Origin of the sequence: Nocardia sp. NPDC050408 (genome assembly GCF_044458905.1) — a bacterium.
Classification (GTDB): Bacteria; Actinomycetota; Actinomycetes; order Mycobacteriales; family Mycobacteriaceae; genus Nocardia.
In genome coordinates this window covers 395,681-416,540 of the sequence record NZ_JBITIL010000002.1, presented here as the reverse complement: position 1 = coordinate 416,540, position 20,860 = coordinate 395,681, and the positions used below count along the sequence as shown (strand labels likewise).

Genomic DNA, 20,860 nt, shown 5'->3' with positions numbered 1-20,860 from the left:
CGCCCAGTTGGAGCAGGACTGACGTTTGTCGGTGCATCGGTCACTTTGACGTACAGAACGTCACTGCATCCGATGGTAGACATCTCCGACGAGGTCGGCGCCCAGTTGGAGCAGGACTGACGTTTGTCGGTGCATCGGTCACTTTGACGTACAGAACGTCACTGCATCCGATGGTAGACATCTCCGACGAGGTTGATGCCCAGTTGGAACAGGACTGACGGCGGGACATCAATGATCGGCGCCGCGGGGCGGTTCGGAGAGATGCGGACCGCCCCGAGTGCCTTTCGCATCCGGAGCGCGGCGGTTATTCCGCGATTCGTGTCCGATCGGACCACTCGTAGACCCGCAGCCGCCCCTCGGGCGTATCGGCCTCCCGATTGGTGACCTTGAAGTGCTCGTATCCGCCACGGTATTCGACTTTGAGCTCGACGCCGGGCGGCGTGATCGCAACGATGCGAGCGGGCAAGTCTTTCGGCCCACCTTCTAGGACAGCCTTCGAAACATTGCTCATCCTTCGGATGGTATGTCTCGAATGTGATGCACGCCACGAACGTGGCCGAATGCCCGCATTGTCTCGGGTGGATTCCGAGGCCCCGGCCCGGGGCGGTAGCTGATATCGCCTCGCTGACCGGCCAATGATTGCTATTGATTAGCTGATGGCATTTCCTGGATGTGCGGCAATCTGATCATAGGGGCCGATCGCGGTGGTGTAACGGTTGCGGTCAGATTGCTGATAACAGAATCGAGTGCTGCGACACAATGCCGCGGCCACCCGATCAGGCTCTGCGCACCGAGAACTTGTCCCGCCCGGAAAGAGACCAGCCATCATGCGTCGATCCCTTGCCGACGAGCATCCCGGCGATTCAACCGACCTGAATATCACCCTCGCCCCGCTCGCGGTCGCGACTGGACTGATCCTGCTCATCCCCGCATTCGCCACGGTGAACCGGATGCCCGGCTGGGCTGCCGACTATGGCGCCAGTCTGGTGTACTTCGCGATCTTCCTATACGTGGCGATTGCCGGACGCCTGACGTGGTGGGGCGCCGAAATTCTGATCGACCACGGTAAGAAGCGCTGATCCGCGTTCACGGCGCCGTGAGGACCAATTTGCCTACAGTGCGGCTGGTTTCGCCGAGTGCGTGCGCTTTCGCCACCTCTTCGAACGGGTAGACCCCGGCGACGGCCGGACGCAATGCCCCGGATTCGGCGAGTTTTGCGAGCGCGATCATTCCGGCGTGATCGTCCTGCACCAGCATGCGTACTGCCCGGACTCCCAATTGCTTTGCCTCGGTAGCTAATTCGATTGCGCCGAAGGCGCGCAGCGAGACCAGCAGACCGCCGGGACGGAGCGTGTGCAGGGAGCGCAGGCTGTTCTGGTCATCGATCGAATCCAGCACGACGTCGACACCGTGCACCGTCTCGGTGAAATCGGTTGTGCGGTAATCGATTGTCTCGTCCGCGCCGATTTCGCGGAGGAATTCGTGGTTGGCCGCGCTCGCAGTTCCGATGACGTGTGCGCCGCGCGCCTTGGCGATCTGAACGGCGAAGTGTCCGACGCCGCCCGCCGCGGCATGGATCAGGATGCGTTGTCCAGCTTGCAGGTTCGCGGTATCTACGATGGCCTGCCAGGCGGTTAGGGCGGCCAACGGTATGGCTGCGGCCTGAATGTGGTCCAGGTTCACCGGCTTCGGGGCGAAGGCGCGAGCGGGGCCGACGACGTATTCGGCGAAGGCGCCGTGTCCGTACGGATAGGGGAGCATGCCGAAGACCTCGTTGCCCGGCTCGAACAGGGTGACACCGATACCCGTGGCCGCCACTTCACCCGATACATCCCAACCCAACACGAAGGGTGGTTCGCCGAGGAAGAGTCCCGAGACGCCGCGATGCCGCCAATCGGTCGGGTTGAGACCGGCTGCCCGCACCCGGACGAGGATCTCGCCGGGCCCGGGCGTCGGGATGGGCAGTTCGACTTCGGTCAGGACCTCGGGGCCGCCGATCACGTCTTGGCTGATCGCCCACATGGTGGTGTCGTTCATGTCGTTCAGCCTGCCGTCGGCGCCGGCCACAGAAAATGGCATGATTGCCAATATTCGATATGATCGTGCCATGGTCGCTACCTCGAATGTGCAGGCGGCGCGACACCGGGTGGTCGTGCTCGCATTGGACGGGGTTTATCCGTTCGAGCTCGGGATTGCGAGCCGGGTCTTCAGTACTGTCGAGCTGTACGACGTGAGCACCTGCTCGATCGATGGCGCACCGGTGCCGAGCCGGTCCGATTTCGCCATTGCCGTCCAGCATGACAGCCGGGCGCTGGCGACCGCCGATACCGTGGTGATACCGGCCTGCGATATCGATATGACGCTCGATGGCACGCTGCCGCCCGCGGTGGCCGCGGCGTTCACGCACATCCGTCCCGGCACCCGCATCGTGTCGATCTGTACCGGGGCATTCGTGACCGCCGCCGCCGGATTGCTCGACGGTCGTCCCGCGACGACGCACTGGAATGTGGCCGAACTGTTCCGGCGCACCTTTCCGCGGGTGCGGCTGAATACCGATGTGCTCTACGTCGACGACGATGACGTGCTCACTTCGGCAGGCGCGGCGGCAGGCATCGACCTTTGCCTGCACGTGGTGCGCCGCGACCACGGCAGTGCGGTCGCGAATACGGTGGCGCGCCGCTGCGTCGTGCCGCCGTGGCGCGATGGCGGCCAGGCGCAATACATCGAACAGCCGGTGCCGCCATCGACCTCGGCGGGCACCGCGGCCGCCCGGCACTGGGCACTCGAGAACCTCCGATTGCCTTTGACCATGGACGATCTCGCCGTCCAGGCCCGAATGAGCAAGCGCACCTTCGCCCGCCGCTTCCGTGACGAGGTCGGCATGAGCCCCGGGCGCTGGCTCATCCAACAGCGCGTCTTCCGGGCCCGCCACCTCCTCGAATCGACCGATTTGACCGTGGACCGCATCGCGGGCGAAGTCGGCTTCGCCACCGGCAGCTCACTGCGCCAACACCTGCACGATTCCATCGGCATATCCCCGTTGGCTTATCGCCGAACCTTCCGCGCCGAGTCGGTCGTGCCAGCCGAAGCGCTGGGCTGAGCGGCGACTCGATTCATCAACCCCGCAACAGGTTTCAGGTCGCGTCGGGTACCGGAAGACCGACGCGGGCGACGATCCAGGGGAACGACGAGATGAACGCGGCCGAGGCGAATTGCCAGGTGTGGCCGCCCTGGGTGGTGTGGATGGTGCAATCGATGCCGACTGCATGCCCTGCGTCGCACAGCTTTTCGGCGGCGCCGACCTCACCGGTGTCGAAAACTCCGTCGTGGCCGCCCATGCCGACGTTGTCATCTTCTGCGACTGCGGACTGCTGATGTGCGCCATGGGATCCCGGACCGGACTTGGGCGGGGTGAGATCGTCGAACAGACCTGCCGTGCCGGTGTAGGGGCCGTGTTCGGCCATGACGGTGAGCGGATCGAACGCGGCCCAGCGGTCGGCGTCGCCGCCGAAAAGCCTTCGGATCGTTTGTTCCTTATTGCCCGAGGCCGGACCGAGGTCGCCTGCGATATCAACGAAGGTGCGCACCAATTCGGGATGCATGACCGCCAGATCGACCGCGCAGGTGCCACCCATGGACCAGCCGACCACCGCCCAGCTCGCCGGATCCGCGGAGGCGCCGAACCGAGATTCGATATAACTGGGCACATCTCGGGTCAGATGATCTGCGGCATCACCGCGCGGACCGTTCACGCATTCGGTGTCATTGTTGAAACTGCCGCTGGAATCGACGAAGACGAGAATCGGCGCGCGACCGCCGTTGGCGGCGGTGAACTTGTCGACCTCGGGCATGATCTGGCCGCTGCGGATCCAGTCGGCGGGCGTATTGAATTCGCCGCCGATCATCATCACGACCGGAAGTGTCGGTGGCGTCGGACCGGCGAACCAGGCCGGCGGCAGGTACACATATTCGGTTCGATGCGGAAAACCGCTGGCCGCGTCCGGAATTTGCACCGGCACGATCTTGCCGGTGCTGACATTGGTATTGCGCAGTCCGGGCAGCGCATCGATATCGGTCTGGTTCGGCAGCGGACCCGCGGTGAGCGCATTCCACGCCGACTGCACGGTGGTGTAGTAGCCCACCCACTGATTGAGCACGATGCCGGTGCTCAACAGTGCCAACGGAATGGCGAGCACCGAGACGCCGCGCCGCCACCACCTGGCACTGCGCCAGCCGAGCGCGGCGACCGCGATGGCCGCCACCGCGACGCCGACACAGGCCCACAACTCGACCGGCGCCGGATCCGAGGCCAGCCCCTGATCATTCACATATGCCCACGCGGCCACCGCGCCCCCCGCACCGAGTGCAACGCAGACCGGCAGCAGCACCAGCCGCCAGCGCCGGGTCCGCCAGCCGACCGCCAGGATCAATGCGGCCACCGCGACCAATTCGACGGTCACCGGCAGCCAGCCGTGCAGCAGCGAGATGCCGTGGTGAAAACCGTTCTGATAGTTCGGATTCAGATTCGCCGAAGGCAACCGCGGTGGTGGTGGCGGTGTCACAGGGGTCGCGGGTGCGGCGAGCGGGGCACGGACTACGGGCACCTAGGGCATTGTCGAGACCGTTCCTCGAGAAAGCCTGTGAATTCGCTCCGATGAACCTGGGCGCCCCGGAAACGCTGGTCGATGGCAGGTCGATAACCGCACAGGTGAACCGGTCTCCGAACAGTCGTGTCCGGTAAAGTCCAGTAGCCGGTCGTGCAGGGATTCAGGAGGGGGCACATGACTTATCAACCACCGCCGCAGTACCCGGGTTATCCGGGGCAGGGGTATCCGGGCTACCCGGGATATCCGCCGCAGCCGCCCAAGGGCAAGCCGGTGTGGCCATGGGTCCTCGGCGGCGTCTTCCTGGCGATCGTCCTCACCGTCGGCGGCTGCGTCGCGGTATTCGGATCCGTCATCTATCGGATCGACAAGGAGTCCAAGAAGGAAACTTCGATCACCTATGAGGTCATCGGCTCCGGCACCGCCGATATCTCCTACAACACTGGCGATTTCGACACCAACCAGGCGGATGATTCGCCGCTGCCGTGGACGAAGGGCGTGACCGTCACCGGATATGTCCGCACGGGCCGGGTGTCGGCGACTGTCAGCGGATCCAACGGCGGCACGGTGACCTGCCGAATCCTGCAGGACGGCAAGGTAGTCGTCGAGGATTCGGACTCCGGCACCTACGCGTATGTGAGCTGCTACCACTCGTTCAACTAGCCGAATCCCGGACGGCCACCGTGTCGTTGGTGAATGGTAGGTGCCCGTCCACTAGACTCTCGAACAGTTGTTCGTGCCTTCGAGAGGGGATCGTGTGCGGGTGATGGGCGTCGACCCGGGACTCACCCGGTGCGGCCTCAGCATCGTCGAGGGCGGGCTGGGGCGGAAGGTGACGGCGCTCGACGTCGACGTGGTGCGCACACCAGCGGATATGGACCTGGCACACCGGCTGATGGGTGTCGCCGACGTCGCCGAACACTGGATGGATACCCATAAACCCGACGCGGTCGCGATCGAGCGGGTATTCGCGCAGCACAATGTGCGCACCGCGATGGGAACCGCGCAGGCGGGCGGAGTGATCGCGCTGGCGGCCGCGCGCCGGGGGATATCGGTGGCCTTCCACACCCCCAGCGAGGTGAAGGCCGCGGTCACCGGCAACGGCACCGCGGACAAGGCTCAGGTGACCGCGATGGTGACGCGTATTCTCGGCCTCCAGGTCGCGCCGAAACCGGCGGATGCGGCCGATGCGCTGGCCCTGGCGATCTGTCATTGTTGGCGGGCGCCGCTGATGGCGCGGATGGCCGAGGCCGAGGCGCGTGCCGCCGAAGCCCAGCGGCGGTATGCACAGCGGCTTGCCGAACAACGGAAGGTGGTGCGCGGGTGATCGCGTCGGTACGCGGTGAGGTGCTCGAGATCGCGCTCGATCATGTGGTGATCGAGGCGGCGGGCGTTGGCTACCGGCTCAATGTCACCCCCGCGACGCTGTCCACGCTGACCCGCGGCGAGGAATCCCGGCTGTTCACGGCGATGATCGTGCGTGAGGATTCGATGACGCTGTTCGGATTCGCCGATACCGAATCCCGTGATCTGTTCGGCCTTTTGCAGACCGTCTCCGGAGTCGGCCCCCGGCTGGCCATGGCGGTGCTCGCGGTGCTCGAGCCCGAGGCGTTGCGCAAGGCGCTGGCGGAGAGCAATGTCGCGGCGCTGACCAGGGTTCCCGGCATCGGTAAGCGTGGCGCCGAGCGCATGGTTGTCGAGTTGCGTGACAAGGTGAATCTCGTTCCGGTGCAGGCCGGTCCGCCCGGCAGCACACCGACGCCGGTGCTCACGCCGGTGCGCGAGCAGGTCGTCGAGGCGCTGGTCGGACTCGGATTCCCGGTCAAACAGGCCGAGCCCGCGGTCGATGCGGTGCTCGCCGAGAATCCCGCCGCCGATACGTCGAAGGCGCTGCGGGCGGCGCTCGGCTCGCTGGGGAAGAATCGGTAAGACGTGATGGATCAGGATCCCGAGCAGGACACCGAATCCCAGGTCAGCGCGAGCTATCTGAAGTCCGACGGGGAGATCGAGGCCAATCTGCGCCCGAAGTCCCTGGACGATTTCATCGGCCAGCCGCGCGTGCGTGAACAGCTCGCGCTGGTGCTGCGCGGCGCCAAACAGCGTGGCGGCACCCCGGACCATGTGCTGCTGTCCGGCCCGCCCGGGCTCGGCAAGACCAGTATGGCGATGATCATTGCTGCCGAACTCGGTACGGCACTGCGTATTACATCCGGTCCGGCGCTGGAACGCGCGGGTGATCTCGCTGCGATGCTGAGCAATCTGGTCGAGGGCGATGTGCTGTTCATCGATGAGATCCACCGGATCGCCCGGCCCGCCGAGGAGATGCTCTACCTCGCCATGGAGGATTTCCGCGTCGACGTGGTCGTCGGGAAAGGCCCTGGGGCAACCTCGATTCCGCTCGATATCGCACCGTTCACCCTGGTCGGCGCGACCACCCGCTCCGGTGCGCTCACCGGACCGCTGCGCGACCGCTTCGGCTTCACCGGCCACATGGACTTCTACGATCCCGAAGAACTCCTGCGCATTCTGCAGCGCTCGGCCCATATTCTCGGTGTCACCATCGATCGCGATGCCGCCGCCGAGATCGCGGGTCGCTCCCGCGGCACTCCCCGCATCGCCAACCGCCTGCTGCGCCGCGTCCGCGACTATGCCGAGGTTCGCGCCGACGGCGTGATCACCCGTCCCATCGCCCAGGCTGCACTCGAGGTCTACGACGTGGATGTCCTCGGCCTCGACCGACTCGACCGCGCCGTCCTCGGCGCGCTGGTCCGCAGCTTCGGTGGTGGGCCCGTTGGTGTTTCGACCCTCGCGGTCGCTGTGGGGGAGGAGGCCGCGACCGTCGAAGAGGTGTGCGAGCCGTTCCTCGTCCGGGCGGGCATGGTGGCGCGCACACCGCGCGGCCGCGTCGCGACCGCCGCCGCCTGGGAACACCTGGGCCTCGTGCCGCCGCCCGATCTCGTCTTCGGTTCCATTGAAGTCCGCGGCCGCGAACCTCACCCCACCCTCGACCTCTTCGACTGAGCTGGATCAATCCCGGATCAAGATCAGGTGGAACTGGTGGCGGCGGCTAGTCGCTTGGCGATGCCGCCATGAATTCCACCTGATCTTGATCTGCGTTGTGGCGCGAGCGCGGTTCAGCGGTGATTGGCTTCGAGGGCGGTGACGACGAGATCCAGGAAGGCGTCGACTTCGTCGCGGGTGTAGCCGCGGGTGCCCAGGCGGGCCTCGGTGAAGCGGACAGCGCGGACGTCGGCGACGGTCAAACTGCCGGGACTGCCGTGCGCGAGGGTGGCGGCGACCAGATCCAGGAACGCATCCACTTCTTCGGTGTCGTAGCCGCGGCGGCCGACAGCGGCCTGGGTGAACTGCATGCGGTGCACATCGTCGGGGGTGAGCAGCGCGGCGGGGCCGGAACCGTTGCCACCGGCGGGGACCGGGCGGGAGCCGCGCTGGCGGAACTCCAGTTCCACGCGGACCCGATCGAGGAATTCGTCGACCTGATCGGCCTGATAGCCGCGTCCGCCGAAGCGCGGAGCATCGAAGGCGACGTGCCGTATATCGTCGGCGGTCAGCACACCCCGACCGGCCAGTGTCGCCGACACCAGTTCCAGGAACGCGTCCACCTCATCGGCGTGGTAGCCGCGGTGCCCCATAGGTGGCATGGCGAAGTGCATTCGGCTCACGTCGTCGGGGGTCACCCGCGACATTGTTCCAGGGTCGCTGCCCTGCTCGCGTCGAATGCGGTTTTTTCGAACTAGGCGGTCTCTGCCGAACACGTGTTGCCCCCGTTGGCCGGTCGATCCGGGTCCCACCCTAGCCGGAATCGGCTCACGTAGCCGCAGGAGATTTGCCGGACTTCAGTCTTTGCGCACGCCGTCGATCAGCAGCCGTCGAATCGCCTCGTTCAATGCCTGGACTGCGGCCTCGTCCGGATTGCGCAGCCCGTGCACGATGCCCGCGAGCAGCATGCCGGTCACCGCCTTGGCGGTGTACTTGGTATCGAGATCCGCACGCAGATAACCGAGTTCGACGCCGTGCGACAGATAGCCCGCGGTGAGCGCATCGGCCATATCGAGCAGGCCGTAGAGCCTGGCGGTGAGTTCGTCATCGATACCGGTGGCATGGAACAGCAGCAGTTGGGCGACCCGTCGGTCGTCCACCAGGATCCGGGTGAGCGCGGTGCCGATGCGATCTATCTGGGCGCGATATTCGTCGAGGGAGGTGGCGGCGTCGGGCGCGTTATCGGTGCCGAGCGCCTCGATGATCCGGGTGGCCAGATCGTCGATGACCACGTCGATGATCTCGCGCTTATTGCTGAAGTACCGGTAGAAGGTGCCATGGCCGATACCCAATTCGCCGGCGATATCGGCGATTCCGGTGGCGTGATAGCCCTTCTCGGCGAAGCAGACGAAGGCGGTATCGATGATCTCCTGCCGCAGTTCGGCCTTGCGTCGCTGGATCGCATTTCCGGCCGCTGGGCGGGGCGCACGGGTGGATGGCTTCGTCACCTGTCCGATGATACGGTGTTCACAAACGGAATGAGATGTCATTCTGTGAGAGATGGTTCCTACATTCTCGATGGAATGTTTAAGTAGGAGGTTCGACGTGGCGCCTCAATACGACGCGGTCGTGGTCGGTGCGGGATTCGGCGGCATGGGAGCGGGTATCGAGCTCGACCGGCTGGGTCTGAGCAATTTCATCATTCTGGAGCGCGAGGACGACCTCGGCGGCACCTGGCATGTCAATCACTACCCGGGTCTCGCGGTCGATATCGCCTCGGTGACCTACTCGTATTCCTTCGAGCCCAACCCCTATTGGACGCGTCTGTTCGCGCCGGGCAAGGAGCTCAAGAAGTACGCCGCCCACGTCGCCGACAAGTACGGCCTGCGTCGCCGTATGCGTTTCGCAACGGTGGTGGACGGCGCCCGCTGGGACGAGGAGCGCCAGCACTGGGTCGTCTCCATCGCCGGTGGTGAAACCCTCACCGGCCGTTACCTCCTCACCGCGACCGGCTTCCTCTCCCAGCCCTACACACCGCCGTTTCCCGGCATCGATTCGTTCGCGGGCAAGATCATCCACACCACCGCGTGGCAGGACGATTTCGACCTGACCGGCCGCAAGGCCGCCATCATCGGCACCGGCGCCACCGCCGTGCAGTTGATACCCGAGGCCGCGAAGAAGACCGAGAAACTCACCGTCTTCCAGCGCACCCCGATCTGGGTGGTGCCGAAGATCGACACCGCGATTCCCGATCCGGTGCAGCGGCTGTTCGCGCGGGTGCCCGCCACTCAGAAGGCCGCGCGGCTGGTCAACACCAGTCTGCTCGAGGCGCTCATGGTGGTCGGGGTGCTGCACTTCAAGCAGGCCAAGCCGCTGAATTCGGCCGCGGGCCTACTCGCCAAGGCGCATCTGCGTGCGCAGGTGCGCGATAAGAAGATTCGCAAGCAACTCACCCCGCACTACGACTTCGGCTGCAAGCGCCCCACCTTCTCCAATCAGTACTTCAAGACGTTCAACCAGCCCAATGTCCGGCTGGAGACCAATTCGATCGATCACATCGAGGCCGACGGCATCGTCACCGCCGACGGGCACAAGACCGAGATCGATACGCTGATCCTGGCCACCGGATTCAACCTCTGGGATGTGAACTTCCCGGCCATCGAGATCATCGGCCGCGACGGCGTGAATCTCGGAAAGTTCTGGCGCGACAACCGGTTCCAGGCCTACGAGGGCATCACCGTGCCGAAGTTCCCGAACTTCCTCAGCCTCAACAGCCCGTACTCCTACAGCGGTCTGTCCTACTTCACCACCATCGAGGCCCAGATGAAGCACATGGGCCGACTGCTCGGTGAGATGTTCCGGCGCGGCGCGACCACCTTCGAGGTGACCGAGCAGGCCAACACTCGGTTCCTGGACCGCGTCACCGAGAAGTTGGGTTCCTCGGTGTTCTACGGCGGCGACTGCGCGAGCGCGCGCAGCTACTACTTCAACCAGCACGGCGAGGCCGCACTACTGCGCCCGACCAGCACCGTCAATGCCCACCGCGAGGCGGTGAGCTTCCCGCTCGACGACTACACCTACGGCAAGATCGCCTAGGACGGCCGTTGCGCAGCCCCGCGACCGTCGCTCGGTCGCGGGGCTCATGCTGTCTCGGATGCCTCGAGATCCGGATTCCGGGACGTCAAGGGTGTGCCGGTGTGGTGGTGACGACATGAGCTGGCAGACTGTTGGGGTAATAGCCCATTCCCACCCACAGACTAGGGACTGACTTCGACGATGGAACTTCTGTTTCCGCTCCTACTGGTAGCCCTGCTCGTGCCCATGTTCCTCGGTGTGCGCCGCCAGAAGCGCGAGGCCGAGAAGGTCACGACCATGCAGGAAAGCCTGAAGGTCGGCGATCAGGTCACCACCACGTCGGGTCTGTACGGAACCGTGGTCGATCTCGACGACACCACGGTCGATCTCGAGATCGCCGAGGACGTCATCACCACGTGGTTGCGTCAGGCCATCCGCGATGTGCGCACCCAGGACGAGACCACGGATGAGACCGTGACCGACGAGGCCGAGGCCGGTTCCGTCGAGGAGTCCGCGCAGCAGACCGAGACCCGGCTGACCAAGGACTGATCGGTTTTACTGGCTCTCGTAGCGATTTCTTGCAGCTCGCTCGAAAGGGCCAGCCCGCGCGCTCCAGATCGCCGCGGGCCATCCGTCCGGGTGCCCAGCCGTGCGCGCCCGCCTGTTCCACCCTCGACTTCCGCCTAGGAGATGACGAACTGTGCCACCTTCCCAGGGATCGGCGCATCCGCTCCGGTTGCTCGGCGTCTACGCCGTGCTGCTGGCCGTGATCTATGCGCTGGTGTTCTTCGCCGGTGACCATTCCCCGACCCCCAAGCTCGGCATCGACCTGCAGGGTGGTACCCGAGTCACGTTGACCGCGCGCACCCCCGACGGCAGCAAGCCCAGCCAGGACAGCCTGCGCAGGGCGCAGACGATCATCGAGAACCGCGTCAACGGCCTCGGTGTCTCGGGTTCCGAGGTCGTCATCGACGGCGACAACCTGGTGATCACGGTTCCGGGTGACGACGGTGGTCAGGCCAAGGCGCTGGCGACGACCGCCAAGCTCTACATCCGTCCGGTGCTGTCGGCGGTGCCCGCGGTCGGCGGCAAGGCCACGCCACAGACGGGTACCGCGGGGACGGCGACGCCGGGCACGGTTCCGGACACCACCCAGCTCAACCCGGATGGCACCGTGCCGACCCAGTCCGCGCCCACCACCGAGCCGGCGCCGACCACGGAGTCCGCACCCGCCGCGGAGTCGACCCCGCAGCCGCGCGTGTTCCCTGCACAGGCCCCGACCTCGCCGCCGGCACCGCCCGGCGGTCTGACGCCGCAGGAACAGGCGAAGAAGGAGATCGCCGACGCCAAGGCGACCAGGCAGAGCACCGATTCCACGGTGCAGCAGGCCGCGATGGCCGCGATGGACTGCAATAAGTCCGATCCGCTCGCCGGTAACGACGATCCGAATCTGCCGCTGGTCACCTGCTCCACCGACGGCAAGGAAATCTTCCTGCTGGACAAGAGCCGCATCGATGGCCAGGAGATCAAGGACGCCACCTCCGGACTCAACCAGCAGCAGGCGCGCCATGAGGTGAACCTCGAATTCAAATCTGGTGGTAGCGATGCCTGGGCCACGCTGACGGGTGAATACATCAACAAGCGGGTCGCATTCGTACTCGACTCGAAGGTGGTCAGCGCGCCGGTCGTGCAGTCGGGTCCGCAGCAGGGCGGACGCACCACCATCTCCGGCAGCTTCACCGCCGCCAGCGCCAAGGAACTCGCGAACACCCTGAAGTACGGTTCGCTACCGCTGTCGTTCCAGACTTCCGAGGCCGAGACGGTTTCGGCGACGCTGGGTCTGTCCTCGCTGCGCGCGGGTCTGCTCGCGGGTGCGATCGGCCTCGCGGTGGTGCTGCTGTACTGCCTGCTCTACTACCGGATGCTCGGTTTCCTGGCCGGATTCTCGCTGATCGCCTCGGGTGTCGCGGTGTACGGCATCATCGTGCTGCTCGGCAGGTGGATCGGATTCACGCTGGACCTGGCGGGTATTGCCGGTCTGATCATCGGTATCGGTCTGACCGCGGATTCCTTCGTGGTGTTCTTCGAACGCATCAAGGATGAAATGCGCGAGGGGCGCAGCTTCCGTTCGGCTGTGCCGCGCGGTTGGCAGCGGGCCCAGCGCACCAACCTCTCCGGTAAGACCGTCAGCCTCATCGCCTCGGTGGTGCTCTACATCCTGGCCGCCGGTCAGGTGAAGGGCTTCGCGTTCACCCTCGGTATCACCACCGTCCTCGACGTGATCGTGCTGTACCTGGTGACCGCGCCGCTGATGATGCTGGCCTCCCGCTCATCGTTCTGGGCGAAGCCGTCGGTCAACGGGCTCGGTGCGATTCAGGAAGTGGCCAGGGAGCGCAGGGCCGGCGAGGCGCTGGTTAAGGAGACGGCACGATGAGGACAGCATCGCGTAGCGATTCCATGCGGGGTGGCGGGCCGGCGACGGGTGGGCCCGACTCGACCCTGGAGCCGTTCGCCGATGAGGTGAACGATTTCGAGACGCCCAAGCACAGCGTTTTCGAGCGTCTCTACACCGGTACCGGCGGATTCAAGATCGTCAGTCGGCGGCGTTTCTACTACGGGCTGACCGCGGCCTTCGTGCTGATCTCGTTGCTGAGTATCGGACTTCGCGGATTCACCCTCGGCATCGACTTCGCGGGCGGATCGCGCATCCAGTTGCCCGCGGCGGGCACGGCCACCACGCAGAAGGTCGAGGACATCTACAACCAGGCCATCGGCCACGCGCCGGTGACGGTGCAGAAGGTCGGATCCGGCGCTGCGGAGACCATCCAGGTGCGCTCGGACACACTGAGCGCCACTCAGACCGACGCGCTGCAGACCGCGCTGTTCAACGCCTTCCAGCCGAAGGACAAGGACGGCAACGTTTCCCGCAATGCGATCAGCATCGCCGAGATCAGCGAGACCTGGGGTAGCCAGATCACCAAGAAGGCGTTGATCGCGCTGGTCGTGTTCATCGCGCTCACCATGGTCTATATCGCGATCCGCTTCGAACGGGATATGTCGATCGCGGCGATCGCCTCGCTGTTCTTCAACATGATCGTCACGGCGGGCATCTACTCCCTGGTCGGCTTCGAGGTGACACCCGCGGCGGTGATCGGTCTGTTGACCATCCTCGGTTATGTGCTCTACGACAATGTCGTCGTCTTCGACAAGGTCGAGGAGAACACCCGCGGTGTGGTCAATACGACCCGGCGCACCTATGCCGAACAGGCGAATCTCGCGGCGAACCAGACGTTGATGCGATCGATCAACACCACGGTCATCGGCATCCTGCCGATTGTCGGCATGCTCGTGATCGCGGTATGGCTGCTCGGTGTCGGCACGCTGAAGGATCTCGCGCTGGTACAGCTGGTCGGCATGATCGTGGGTGCGTATTCGTCGATCTTCTTCGCGGTGCCGCTGCTGGTGTCGATCAAGGAGCGGTGGGGGCCGGTCGCGGCGCACACCAAGAAGGTGCACAACAAGCGGGCCGGGCTGGCCTCGGCGCGCGCGGGAGCCGAGGCGGAGCGGCGCGCGGTCGCGGCTACCGGTCGGGAATTGGGTGCGCGACCGGTTCGGGAAGTCGGACAGGTTCCGCGTCCGGGCGCCCGTCCTAGCGGAAAGCGGAACAAGCGCAGGCACTGACACCGACGGCAGGGGTTTGCATATATGAAGCAGTCGCTAGCGGCACGTCTGATCGGAGCGGTGGCTGCGGGCACCGTGGCCGCCACGGTGATGGCCGGATGCTCCAGCCAGAACCAGGTGCCCTCCATCGGCTATGCCGTCGACTCGGTGATCGCCAGCTATAACGGCGGCAGCACGCTCGGTGCGAGCAGCGGTTCGGCTGCGGTATTCGCGCGGGTGTTGACGGGGTTCTTCTATACCGGACCGGACGGTCAGCAGGTCGCCGACACCGACGTCGGCACCGCGAAAGAGGTGCCTGGCGAGGCGCAGACGGTGCAGTACCGGCTCAATGCGGACGGGGTGTACTCCGACGGGGTGCCGACGTCATGTGACGATCTGGTGCTCGCCTGGGCCGCGCGCAGTGGCCGCTATACCAAACCCGGTGACCGCGGCCAGGTTCCGCTCTTCGATGCCGCGAGCACCGCCGGATACGCCGATATCGAGCGGGTGGACTGTCAGCCCGGGTCCAAGGACGCCACCGTCGTGTTCCGCGCGGACCATCACTACTTGCCGTGGCGCGATCTGTTCACCGCGGGGGAGTTGATGCCCGCGCATGTGGCGGCTCGGGTGGCGAATGTGCCGAATGTGGTGACGGCGGTGCAATCCGGTGATCAGGCGTCGCTGCAGCGGATCGCCGACTTCTGGAACAACGGGTGGACGATCGGCACGGACAAGGTGGATCTTTCGCGGTTCCCGTCATCGGGGCCGTATCGGATCGATTCCTACTCCGCCGAGGACGGTCTGGTGCTGGTCGCCAACGAGCGCTGGTGGGGCAATAAGCCCGAGACCGGGCGGATCGTGGTGTATCCGAAGACCGCCGATCTGAAAGCGAAGGTCGGTGACAATGCGGTCGGGGTTGTCGATATAGGCGCCGGATCGGTGAAAGACATCAATCTGGGCGGGTTTTCGGTTCGGACCGTGCCGGGGCGCGGTGTCGAGCAGTTGGTGCTGGGTACGTTGGGAGTCTTCACCTCGGCCGACGCGCGGCGCGGTTTCGCATTTTGTGTGCCGCGCCAAGATCTGTTCGACAAACTCGGCAAGGCCAAGGACGCACCGAAGACCGGACTAGGCACCGCGGTGCTGAATTCTCGTATCACGCAGCAGGATTCGCTGTATTACCCGAACGTCATCGGCGCGGCCGACAAGTACCGTGGCGGTGATGCGACGGCGGCCGCGGCCGCCGGTGCGGCCAAGCCGACAATTCGGATCGGATATGTGAAGCCGGACGACCGGCGCACGCAGACCGTGCAGATGATCGCGGACGCGTGCAAACCGGCCGGTATCAATGTGGTGGATGCCGGATCCGCCGATTTCACTGCGTCCCAGCTCACCGAGGGCAAAGTCGATGCCGTCCTCGGCGGCACCGCATCGGCCCCGGGTCCGGCCGGATCCGGGACCGGAGTGGCGGCTACCAGTGCGTTGCGCACCGGTAGCGGGCTCAATTTCGGTCGCTTCGGTAACGGCCGCTACGATTCGATCACCGATCAGCTTGCGGGCGACGACAACTCGACCGCAACGCTGAATCTGCGCACCGAGGCCGAGAACCTGCTGTGGGCGGAGATGCCGAGCATTCCGTTGTTCGTCACGCCCCGCACCATCGCGTTCGGCGACGGTCTGCGCAACGGCATAGCCGGGCCCACCCAGGCGGGCACTGGCTGGAACATGGACCGCTGGGTGTTGAAGCGGTGACAGGTGTTGGTGGGTGAGTAACCATGGAGAGGTGTCGATGAGCAAGCATGCGGCGGTGGAATCGGACGACGTCCTAGCCGAGCGGACAGGCAAGGCGGCCGAACTGGTCGAACGCCTGACCCGCTGGTGTGACGATTTCCCCTCTCCCGGCATCCGCTTCGCCGATCTCACGCCGGTATTCGCCGATCCGGAGGGCTTCCGGGCCGTCATCGACTGCCTCGCGGCGTGCGCACCCGATGCCGATCTGGTTGCGGGCGTCGATGCTCGCGGATTCATTATCGGCGCCGGCGTTGCCGCGACGCTGGGAACCGGTGTCATGGCGGTGCGCAAGGCCGGGAAGTTGCCGCCGCCGGTCATCTCGCGTGAGTACAGCCTCGAGTACGGCACCGCATCGCTCGAGATTCCGGCCGACGGTGTCGATCTGAAAGGGCGGCGCATTCTGCTGCTCGACGATGTGCTGGCCACGGGCGGCACTTTGGCTGCCGCCGCGGAACTGTTCCAGACCGCCGGTGCCGAAATCGTCGCGGCCGCAGTCGTTCTGGAGTTGGGCTTCCTCAATGGCCGCGATCGCCAGGGCGATTACCCATTGAGCTCGGTCGTGCGAGTCTAGATCGCTCGTTAGTGGCGGACCGGGTAGTCGAGGTGGGTTACTCGGTCGCCTCGGCGTTGCGGACAGAACATGTGATCGGAATATCAGTGGCGCGACAGCCGCGGATGTGTTTAATCTAGACGGGTCTTATCCCCGTTGATCGGAGTCATGTCGTTGCTCTCATGAGGTAGCCACCCGGGCGGCCCGCATCCTGTGCGCCGCATTCCCGCGCAACCTCTGGGGTCCACATGACCAATCTGTCTCTTTCCGATCTTACTTTCTCCTGGCCCGGTGGCACCCCTGTCTTCGACGGTCTGGACGCGGTGCTCGGACCCGGCCACCTCGGCTTGGTCGGCGGCAATGGCGCGGGCAAGTCCACCCTGTTGCGGCTGATCGCGGGTGAGCTGACACCGGCGCGTGGTTCGATCACGCTCACCGGGCGGCTTGGCTATCTGCGCCAGGATCTCGGCCTCGGTGACGGTCAGCGTGTCGACGCGGTGCTGGGCATCGCTGAGACGCGAAAGGCGCTGCATCGCATCGAATCCGGCATCGGCGACGAGTCCGATTTCGATATCGTCGGCGCGCAGTGGGATGTCGAGGAGAGTGCCATCGCGCTGCTCGGTCGCCTTGGCCTGCACTACCTCGCCGACTCGACCGAACAGCTGGACCGCCGCCTGGAAACCCTCTCCGGCGGCGAGACGGTGCTGCTCGGCCTGGTCGCCGAGCTGTTGCGCGATCCGGACGTGCTGCTGCTCGACGAGCCGACCAATAACCTGGATCACCTTGCCCGCCAACGCCTCTACGAGGTCGTCGCCCAGTTCTCCGGCACCGTACTCACCGTCAGCCATGACCGCGAGCTGCTGGAGCGAATGTCCACCATCGCCGAACTGCGGCAGGGTGAATTGCGTTTGTTCGGCGGCAATTTCAGCGAATACGAGCGGATCATCGAAGCCGAGCAGGAGGTGGCGCGCGCCGCGATCCGGGACGCCCGCAGCGATGTTCGCAAACAGGCGCGCGAACTGGTCGAGACCCGGATCAAACTCGATCGCCGAGCGCGCTACGGGCAGAAGATGTTCGAGAACAAACGCGAGCCGAAGATCGTCATGGGCGCACGCAAGCGGGCGGCGCAAGTATCGGCGGGCAAGCTGCGCAATAACCACATCGAAAAGCTGGACACCGCGAAGGAACAGCTGCAACAGGCCGAGGATCTGTTGCGCGACGATCGACAGATCCGGATCGACCTACCGGGCACCCGGCTCTACCCGGGCCAGGACGTCATCGATCTCGAGGAGGTCGAATTGGCTTGCGGTCCGACCGTGACATTGCGGGTCTCAGGTCCGGAGCGGATCGCGCTGACCGGGCGCAACGGCGCGGGGAAAACCACACTGCTGCATCGCATCGCCGCCGAACCGCCGCTGGTGCCGTGGCGCATACTGCCGCAACGTCTCGATATCTTCGACGAGCAGCGCACGGTCTTCGACAATGTCGCCGCGACCGCACCGCACGCGGCCGCCGAACAGATCCGAGCCCAACTCGCCCGCTTCCTGTTCCGCGGCACCGATGCCGATGTCGCGGCGGCGGCCCTGTCCGGCGGTGAACGCCTGCGCGCGGCCCTGGCCATGCTCCTGATCGCCGATCCGGCCCCGAAGCTCCTACTGCTGGACGAGCCCACTAATAACCTCGACCTGCCCAGCCTCGACCACCTCACCCAGGCGCTGGCCAACTACGAGGGCGCACTGATCGTCGTCAGCCACGATTCCCGTTTCCTCGACGACATCGGGGTGACCCGACGTCTCGAGTTAACTGGAGACGGGCTGGTCGAAACGTGATAGTGCCCGCCGCATGACGCCCGGATGACGAAGTAGGCGCGGTCCGAGCTTCACCGCTAGCAGGGTCAGTGGGAGCCAGGGCCGCAGGTGCGGTTCGAGTCGGCGAATGCGGCCGTCGGCGGCCAATTCGAGGATCATGGCCTCGGTCATCCGGAATGGTCCGACGGCGGCCTCGGCGAGCAGAACTCGGCGGGCACCGTCGCCGATGTGCTCGGTCCAGCGCAGTCGGCCCAGGCTGCCGTACGCCGCGGTCAACAGAATGCGCAGATCGTCGTGACCTCGGAAGACCAACCGGCCCGAGACCGGCGAAGTCAGCTCGGCATCGGGGGCCAGGGTCGTCATCAGCGCATCGAAATCGCTGGCCTCCGTTGCCTCGCGAAACCGCGCCACAGTATCCGACATGTTTCGATCACCCCTTCACAGTTGGTCGTTTCGCAACGTATCGGAGTGACTTGCAAAAAGCAATGGACTACCATGGGCGGGTGCCCAAAGCTGCCATGTCCGACATTGTGTGCTCGATCGCGCGAACCCTCGACGTGGTCGGGGAGCGGTGGACGCCGCTGATCCTGCGCGACCTGTTCGTCGGGGTGAACCGGTTCGAGGACATCCGCCGCGATCTGGGAATCGCCACCAATGTCCTGACCGCGCGTCTGGACGTGTTGCGGCAGTACGGGATCGTCGAGGCCAGGGCCTACCAGACCAATCCGGTGCGCCACGAATATGTGCTCACCGAGCAGGGCCGCGATCTGTATCCGGTGCTCACGATGCTCATCTCATGGGGCGATAAATGGCTCGCCGGACCCGCGGGGCCGCCCGCGCTGGTCGTGCATCGTGATTGCGGACATCCGACGTCCGGTGTAGTGGTCTGCCGCGACTGCGGCGCACCGCTCACCGCCGACAACGTCTACTGGCGGCACGGTCCCGGCGCGCGGCGCGGACCGGGAACCATGCTGATCGGCGATCATCTGGAACCGGCACCGTAGATCCGTCGGGTAACGCAAGTGTTTCGCTCGAGTTGATGGACGTGCTCGGCTGCAGCATGATCAATCCGATGGATCCGGTGTTGCGGGCGATAGCCGATATCGATTGGGTCGAGCTGGAACATGCTTACGGCCCGGCGGCGGATGCTCCGGCGCACCTGCGGGCTCTGATCGACGGTGACGCCGAGGCGTGTGTCGACGCGGTCGGCTATCTCGACGCCGCGCTATTGCATCAGGGCAGCGTGTACTCCGCGACCGCGCCGTTCGTCGCGATCGTGGCCGAACTGCTGGCTCGTCCGCACACCGAGATGAAGGTCGAGGGCATACTGCCGTGGGATCCGGGGCCGCGACCGTTGCGCGTCGCGCTACTGGACTACCTCGAGGTCTTCGCACAGGGATGTTGTTCGGGAATCTCCGATGAGCAGCTGTATACCGAGGCATATCCACCCGGGCGAACCGAAGAGGATCTGCAGCGCGTCAAAGCGAATCGGCGTGCCGGGTTGCTGGAATTGGGACCGGATCCGGCGAATGCCCTTCTGGTGGAGCATGTTCCGACGCCACCGGGCTTGTTGGCGGCCATCGATGATCACGTATTCCGTGCGGCTATGCGGGCCAGGGACGAGATTGCCTGTCGCGCTGTTATTCCCGGCGTGATCGAGGCCGTCGAGCCCCTGGTCGACGATCCGGAGGTGACGGTGCGCATGGCCGCGCTGCGGGCGTTGATCGAACTCACCGCGCATCCGGCCTATGCCGAAAAGCGGGTCGCGTTGCTGCGGCGGGTGGACGAGATCGCGCCGACCATGTCGGATCCGGCCGAACGCGCCACTGCCGCAAGGATTTCCGGTCTCAACGGCGGCCGGCCGGAGCAACTGCTCGCCGATGTCCATCCCGGTGTGCGCACCTGCGCCGCTCTCGCGCCAGCATTCGCCGGCGAGCAGCGCGCTACCGACGAATTGCTCGCCGCGCTGGAGCATCCGGAAGTCATCGACCGGTGGTTCGATCGTCATCTGCCCGGACAGGACGGGTGGCTGCGCCACGATGTCATCCGGGAACTCGTCGGTCGTGTTGCTGATTTCGAGACGCTGCTACCCGCCGCGATCGAAGCGGCCTGGGCCGCGAATCCCAGCACCGTGCACTACGACTGTATTTCCTTTCTACACAGAGCCTTTCCGGATCCGATCGGAATCGGTTCGGAGCTGACCGCCGCCCAGCTGTCGTTCCTCGCGGTGCTGGTGGAGATCGATGATCTGTGGCAGCTCGGTCAACTCGAACGCTGGCTCGATACGGTGGGTCTGCCCGGCGGGCGGGACGGCTGTCGTCGGCTCGTCGAGCAGTAGCCATTCGGTCCCACAGCCGCAGTGTAGGTGTAGGGTC

Annotated in this window: 21 protein-coding genes; 15 read left to right on the top strand and 6 right to left on the bottom strand. The window is 65.3% G+C overall.

Going from position 1 to position 20,860, the window contains the following annotated elements:
* Positions 1–304: 304 nt before the first annotated feature.
* On the bottom strand, positions 305–511 hold the full coding sequence (locus ACIBJI_RS06705; RefSeq protein WP_364340014.1) for a DUF5988 family protein: 207 nt from the start codon (positions 509–511) through the stop codon (positions 305–307).
* Positions 512–827: 316 nt separating this feature from the next.
* On the opposite strand from ACIBJI_RS06705, the gene ACIBJI_RS06700 reads away from it, so the two are divergent.
* Positions 828–1,079 (top strand): hypothetical protein, encoded by a 252-nt coding sequence (locus ACIBJI_RS06700; protein WP_364340016.1) that lies wholly within the window; start codon positions 828–830, stop codon positions 1,077–1,079.
* A gap of 7 nt (positions 1,080–1,086) precedes the next feature.
* On the opposite strand, the gene ACIBJI_RS06695 is transcribed toward ACIBJI_RS06700, so the two are convergent.
* A complete protein-coding gene (locus ACIBJI_RS06695; protein WP_397083298.1) occupies positions 1,087–2,079 on the bottom strand; it encodes an NADP-dependent oxidoreductase in 993 nt (330 codons plus the stop codon).
* A 28-nt stretch (positions 2,080–2,107) separates the two neighbouring features.
* Between ACIBJI_RS06695 and ACIBJI_RS06690 the strand changes: the two genes are divergently transcribed.
* Positions 2,108–3,100 (top strand): GlxA family transcriptional regulator, encoded by a 993-nt coding sequence (locus ACIBJI_RS06690; protein WP_397083296.1) that lies wholly within the window; start codon positions 2,108–2,110, stop codon positions 3,098–3,100.
* Between the two features lie 34 nt (positions 3,101–3,134).
* Here the strand turns inward: ACIBJI_RS06690 and ACIBJI_RS06685 are convergent, their stop codons facing one another.
* Positions 3,135–4,604: an alpha/beta hydrolase gene (locus ACIBJI_RS06685; RefSeq protein ID WP_397083294.1), complete on the bottom strand. Its 1,470-nt coding sequence runs from the start codon at positions 4,602–4,604 to the stop codon at positions 3,135–3,137.
* A gap of 177 nt (positions 4,605–4,781) precedes the next feature.
* Here ACIBJI_RS06685 and ACIBJI_RS06680 point away from each other — a divergent pair, with 177 nt between their 5' ends.
* The 4 genes from ACIBJI_RS06680 (at position 4,782) to ruvB (ending at position 7,625) form a co-directional block, all read left to right on the top strand.
* Complete coding sequence (locus tag ACIBJI_RS06680; RefSeq protein ID WP_364340025.1) at positions 4,782–5,267, top strand: MmpS family transport accessory protein; 486 nt, start codon at positions 4,782–4,784, stop codon at positions 5,265–5,267.
* Positions 5,268–5,361: 94 nt separating this feature from the next.
* On the top strand, positions 5,362–5,931 hold the full coding sequence (gene ruvC, locus ACIBJI_RS06675; RefSeq protein ID WP_364340027.1) for a crossover junction endodeoxyribonuclease RuvC: 570 nt from the start codon (positions 5,362–5,364) through the stop codon (positions 5,929–5,931).
* On the top strand, positions 5,928–6,533 hold the full coding sequence (gene ruvA / locus ACIBJI_RS06670; protein ID WP_040692392.1) for a Holliday junction branch migration protein RuvA: 606 nt from the start codon (positions 5,928–5,930) through the stop codon (positions 6,531–6,533). The genes ruvC and ruvA overlap by 4 nt, the downstream gene beginning before the upstream one ends.
* Before the next feature lie 6 nt (positions 6,534–6,539).
* Positions 6,540–7,625: a Holliday junction branch migration DNA helicase RuvB gene (gene ruvB / locus ACIBJI_RS06665; RefSeq protein ID WP_364340032.1), complete on the top strand. Its 1,086-nt coding sequence runs from the start codon at positions 6,540–6,542 to the stop codon at positions 7,623–7,625.
* A 113-nt stretch (positions 7,626–7,738) separates the two neighbouring features.
* Here ruvB and ACIBJI_RS06660 read toward each other — a convergent pair whose 3' ends face one another.
* Both ACIBJI_RS06660 and ACIBJI_RS06655 read right to left on the bottom strand, forming a co-directional pair.
* Positions 7,739–8,311, bottom strand: coding sequence for a DivIVA domain-containing protein (locus tag ACIBJI_RS06660; RefSeq protein WP_364340035.1), 573 nt, complete (start codon positions 8,309–8,311; stop codon positions 7,739–7,741).
* A gap of 150 nt (positions 8,312–8,461) precedes the next feature.
* Positions 8,462–9,112, bottom strand: a complete 651-nt coding sequence (locus ACIBJI_RS06655) for a TetR/AcrR family transcriptional regulator (RefSeq protein ID WP_364340038.1) — start codon at positions 9,110–9,112, stop codon at positions 8,462–8,464.
* Positions 9,113–9,209: 97 nt separating this feature from the next.
* On the opposite strand from ACIBJI_RS06655, the gene ACIBJI_RS06650 reads away from it, so the two are divergent.
* From ACIBJI_RS06650 to ACIBJI_RS06620, 7 genes are all read left to right on the top strand, one after another.
* Entirely contained in the window at positions 9,210–10,700 is a 1,491-nt protein-coding gene (locus ACIBJI_RS06650) for an NAD(P)/FAD-dependent oxidoreductase (RefSeq protein WP_364340040.1), read from the top strand.
* Between the two features lie 180 nt (positions 10,701–10,880).
* Positions 10,881–11,228, top strand: a complete 348-nt coding sequence (yajC, locus tag ACIBJI_RS06645) for a preprotein translocase subunit YajC (RefSeq protein WP_364340042.1) — start codon at positions 10,881–10,883, stop codon at positions 11,226–11,228.
* A gap of 151 nt (positions 11,229–11,379) precedes the next feature.
* A complete protein-coding gene (gene secD, locus ACIBJI_RS06640; RefSeq protein ID WP_364340044.1) occupies positions 11,380–13,113 on the top strand; it encodes a protein translocase subunit SecD in 1,734 nt (577 codons plus the stop codon).
* On the top strand, positions 13,110–14,360 hold the full coding sequence (gene secF, locus ACIBJI_RS06635; RefSeq protein WP_397083291.1) for a protein translocase subunit SecF: 1,251 nt from the start codon (positions 13,110–13,112) through the stop codon (positions 14,358–14,360). Before secD ends, secF begins: the two co-directional genes overlap by 4 nt.
* Before the next feature lie 24 nt (positions 14,361–14,384).
* Positions 14,385–16,088: an ABC transporter substrate-binding protein gene (locus tag ACIBJI_RS06630; RefSeq protein WP_397083289.1), complete on the top strand. Its 1,704-nt coding sequence runs from the start codon at positions 14,385–14,387 to the stop codon at positions 16,086–16,088.
* Between the two features lie 37 nt (positions 16,089–16,125).
* The gene (locus ACIBJI_RS06625) at positions 16,126–16,698 is read left to right on the top strand and encodes an adenine phosphoribosyltransferase (RefSeq protein ID WP_364340050.1); all 573 of its coding nucleotides are present in this window, start codon (positions 16,126–16,128) and stop codon (positions 16,696–16,698) included.
* A gap of 227 nt (positions 16,699–16,925) precedes the next feature.
* Positions 16,926–18,506, top strand: a complete 1,581-nt coding sequence (locus ACIBJI_RS06620) for an ABC-F family ATP-binding cassette domain-containing protein (protein WP_397083287.1) — start codon at positions 16,926–16,928, stop codon at positions 18,504–18,506.
* On the opposite strand, the gene ACIBJI_RS06615 is transcribed toward ACIBJI_RS06620, so the two are convergent.
* Entirely contained in the window at positions 18,477–18,908 is a 432-nt protein-coding gene (locus ACIBJI_RS06615) for a nuclear transport factor 2 family protein (protein WP_364340054.1), read from the bottom strand. The genes ACIBJI_RS06620 and ACIBJI_RS06615 overlap by 30 nt on opposite strands.
* A gap of 80 nt (positions 18,909–18,988) precedes the next feature.
* On the opposite strand from ACIBJI_RS06615, the gene ACIBJI_RS06610 reads away from it, so the two are divergent.
* The gene (locus ACIBJI_RS06610; protein ID WP_364340056.1) at positions 18,989–19,489 is read left to right on the top strand and encodes a helix-turn-helix domain-containing protein; all 501 of its coding nucleotides are present in this window, start codon (positions 18,989–18,991) and stop codon (positions 19,487–19,489) included.
* 35 nt (positions 19,490–19,524) lie between these two features.
* Entirely contained in the window at positions 19,525–20,823 is a 1,299-nt protein-coding gene (locus tag ACIBJI_RS06605) for a hypothetical protein (protein ID WP_364340058.1), read from the top strand.
* Positions 20,824–20,860 lie beyond the last annotated feature (37 nt).

Bases quoted from the DNA above. Each gene is read 5' to 3' on its own strand.
- secF (WP_397083291.1), top strand. From the start codon at position 13,110: ATGAGGACAGCATCGCGTAGCGATTCCATGCGGGGTGGCGGGCCGGCG.
- yajC (WP_364340042.1), top strand. From the start codon at position 10,881: ATGGAACTTCTGTTTCCGCTCCTACTGGTAGCCCTGCTCGTGCCCATG.
- ACIBJI_RS06625 (WP_364340050.1), top strand. From the start codon at position 16,126: ATGAGCAAGCATGCGGCGGTGGAATCGGACGACGTCCTAGCCGAGCGG.
- ACIBJI_RS06660 (WP_364340035.1), bottom strand. From the start codon at position 8,311: ATGTCGCGGGTGACCCCCGACGACGTGAGCCGAATGCACTTCGCCATG.
- ACIBJI_RS06605 (WP_364340058.1), top strand. From the start codon at position 19,525: ATGGACGTGCTCGGCTGCAGCATGATCAATCCGATGGATCCGGTGTTG.
- ACIBJI_RS06615 (WP_364340054.1), bottom strand. From the start codon at position 18,908: ATGTCGGATACTGTGGCGCGGTTTCGCGAGGCAACGGAGGCCAGCGAT.
- ACIBJI_RS06690 (WP_397083296.1), top strand. From the start codon at position 2,108: ATGGTCGCTACCTCGAATGTGCAGGCGGCGCGACACCGGGTGGTCGTG.
- ACIBJI_RS06700 (WP_364340016.1), top strand. From the start codon at position 828: ATGCGTCGATCCCTTGCCGACGAGCATCCCGGCGATTCAACCGACCTG.
- ACIBJI_RS06695 (WP_397083298.1), bottom strand. From the start codon at position 2,079: ATGCCATTTTCTGTGGCCGGCGCCGACGGCAGGCTGAACGACATGAAC.
- ACIBJI_RS06630 (WP_397083289.1), top strand. From the start codon at position 14,385: ATGAAGCAGTCGCTAGCGGCACGTCTGATCGGAGCGGTGGCTGCGGGC.
- ACIBJI_RS06620 (WP_397083287.1), top strand. From the start codon at position 16,926: ATGACCAATCTGTCTCTTTCCGATCTTACTTTCTCCTGGCCCGGTGGC.
- ACIBJI_RS06705 (WP_364340014.1), bottom strand. From the start codon at position 511: ATGAGCAATGTTTCGAAGGCTGTCCTAGAAGGTGGGCCGAAAGACTTG.
- ruvB (WP_364340032.1), top strand. From the start codon at position 6,540: ATGGATCAGGATCCCGAGCAGGACACCGAATCCCAGGTCAGCGCGAGC.
- ACIBJI_RS06680 (WP_364340025.1), top strand. From the start codon at position 4,782: ATGACTTATCAACCACCGCCGCAGTACCCGGGTTATCCGGGGCAGGGG.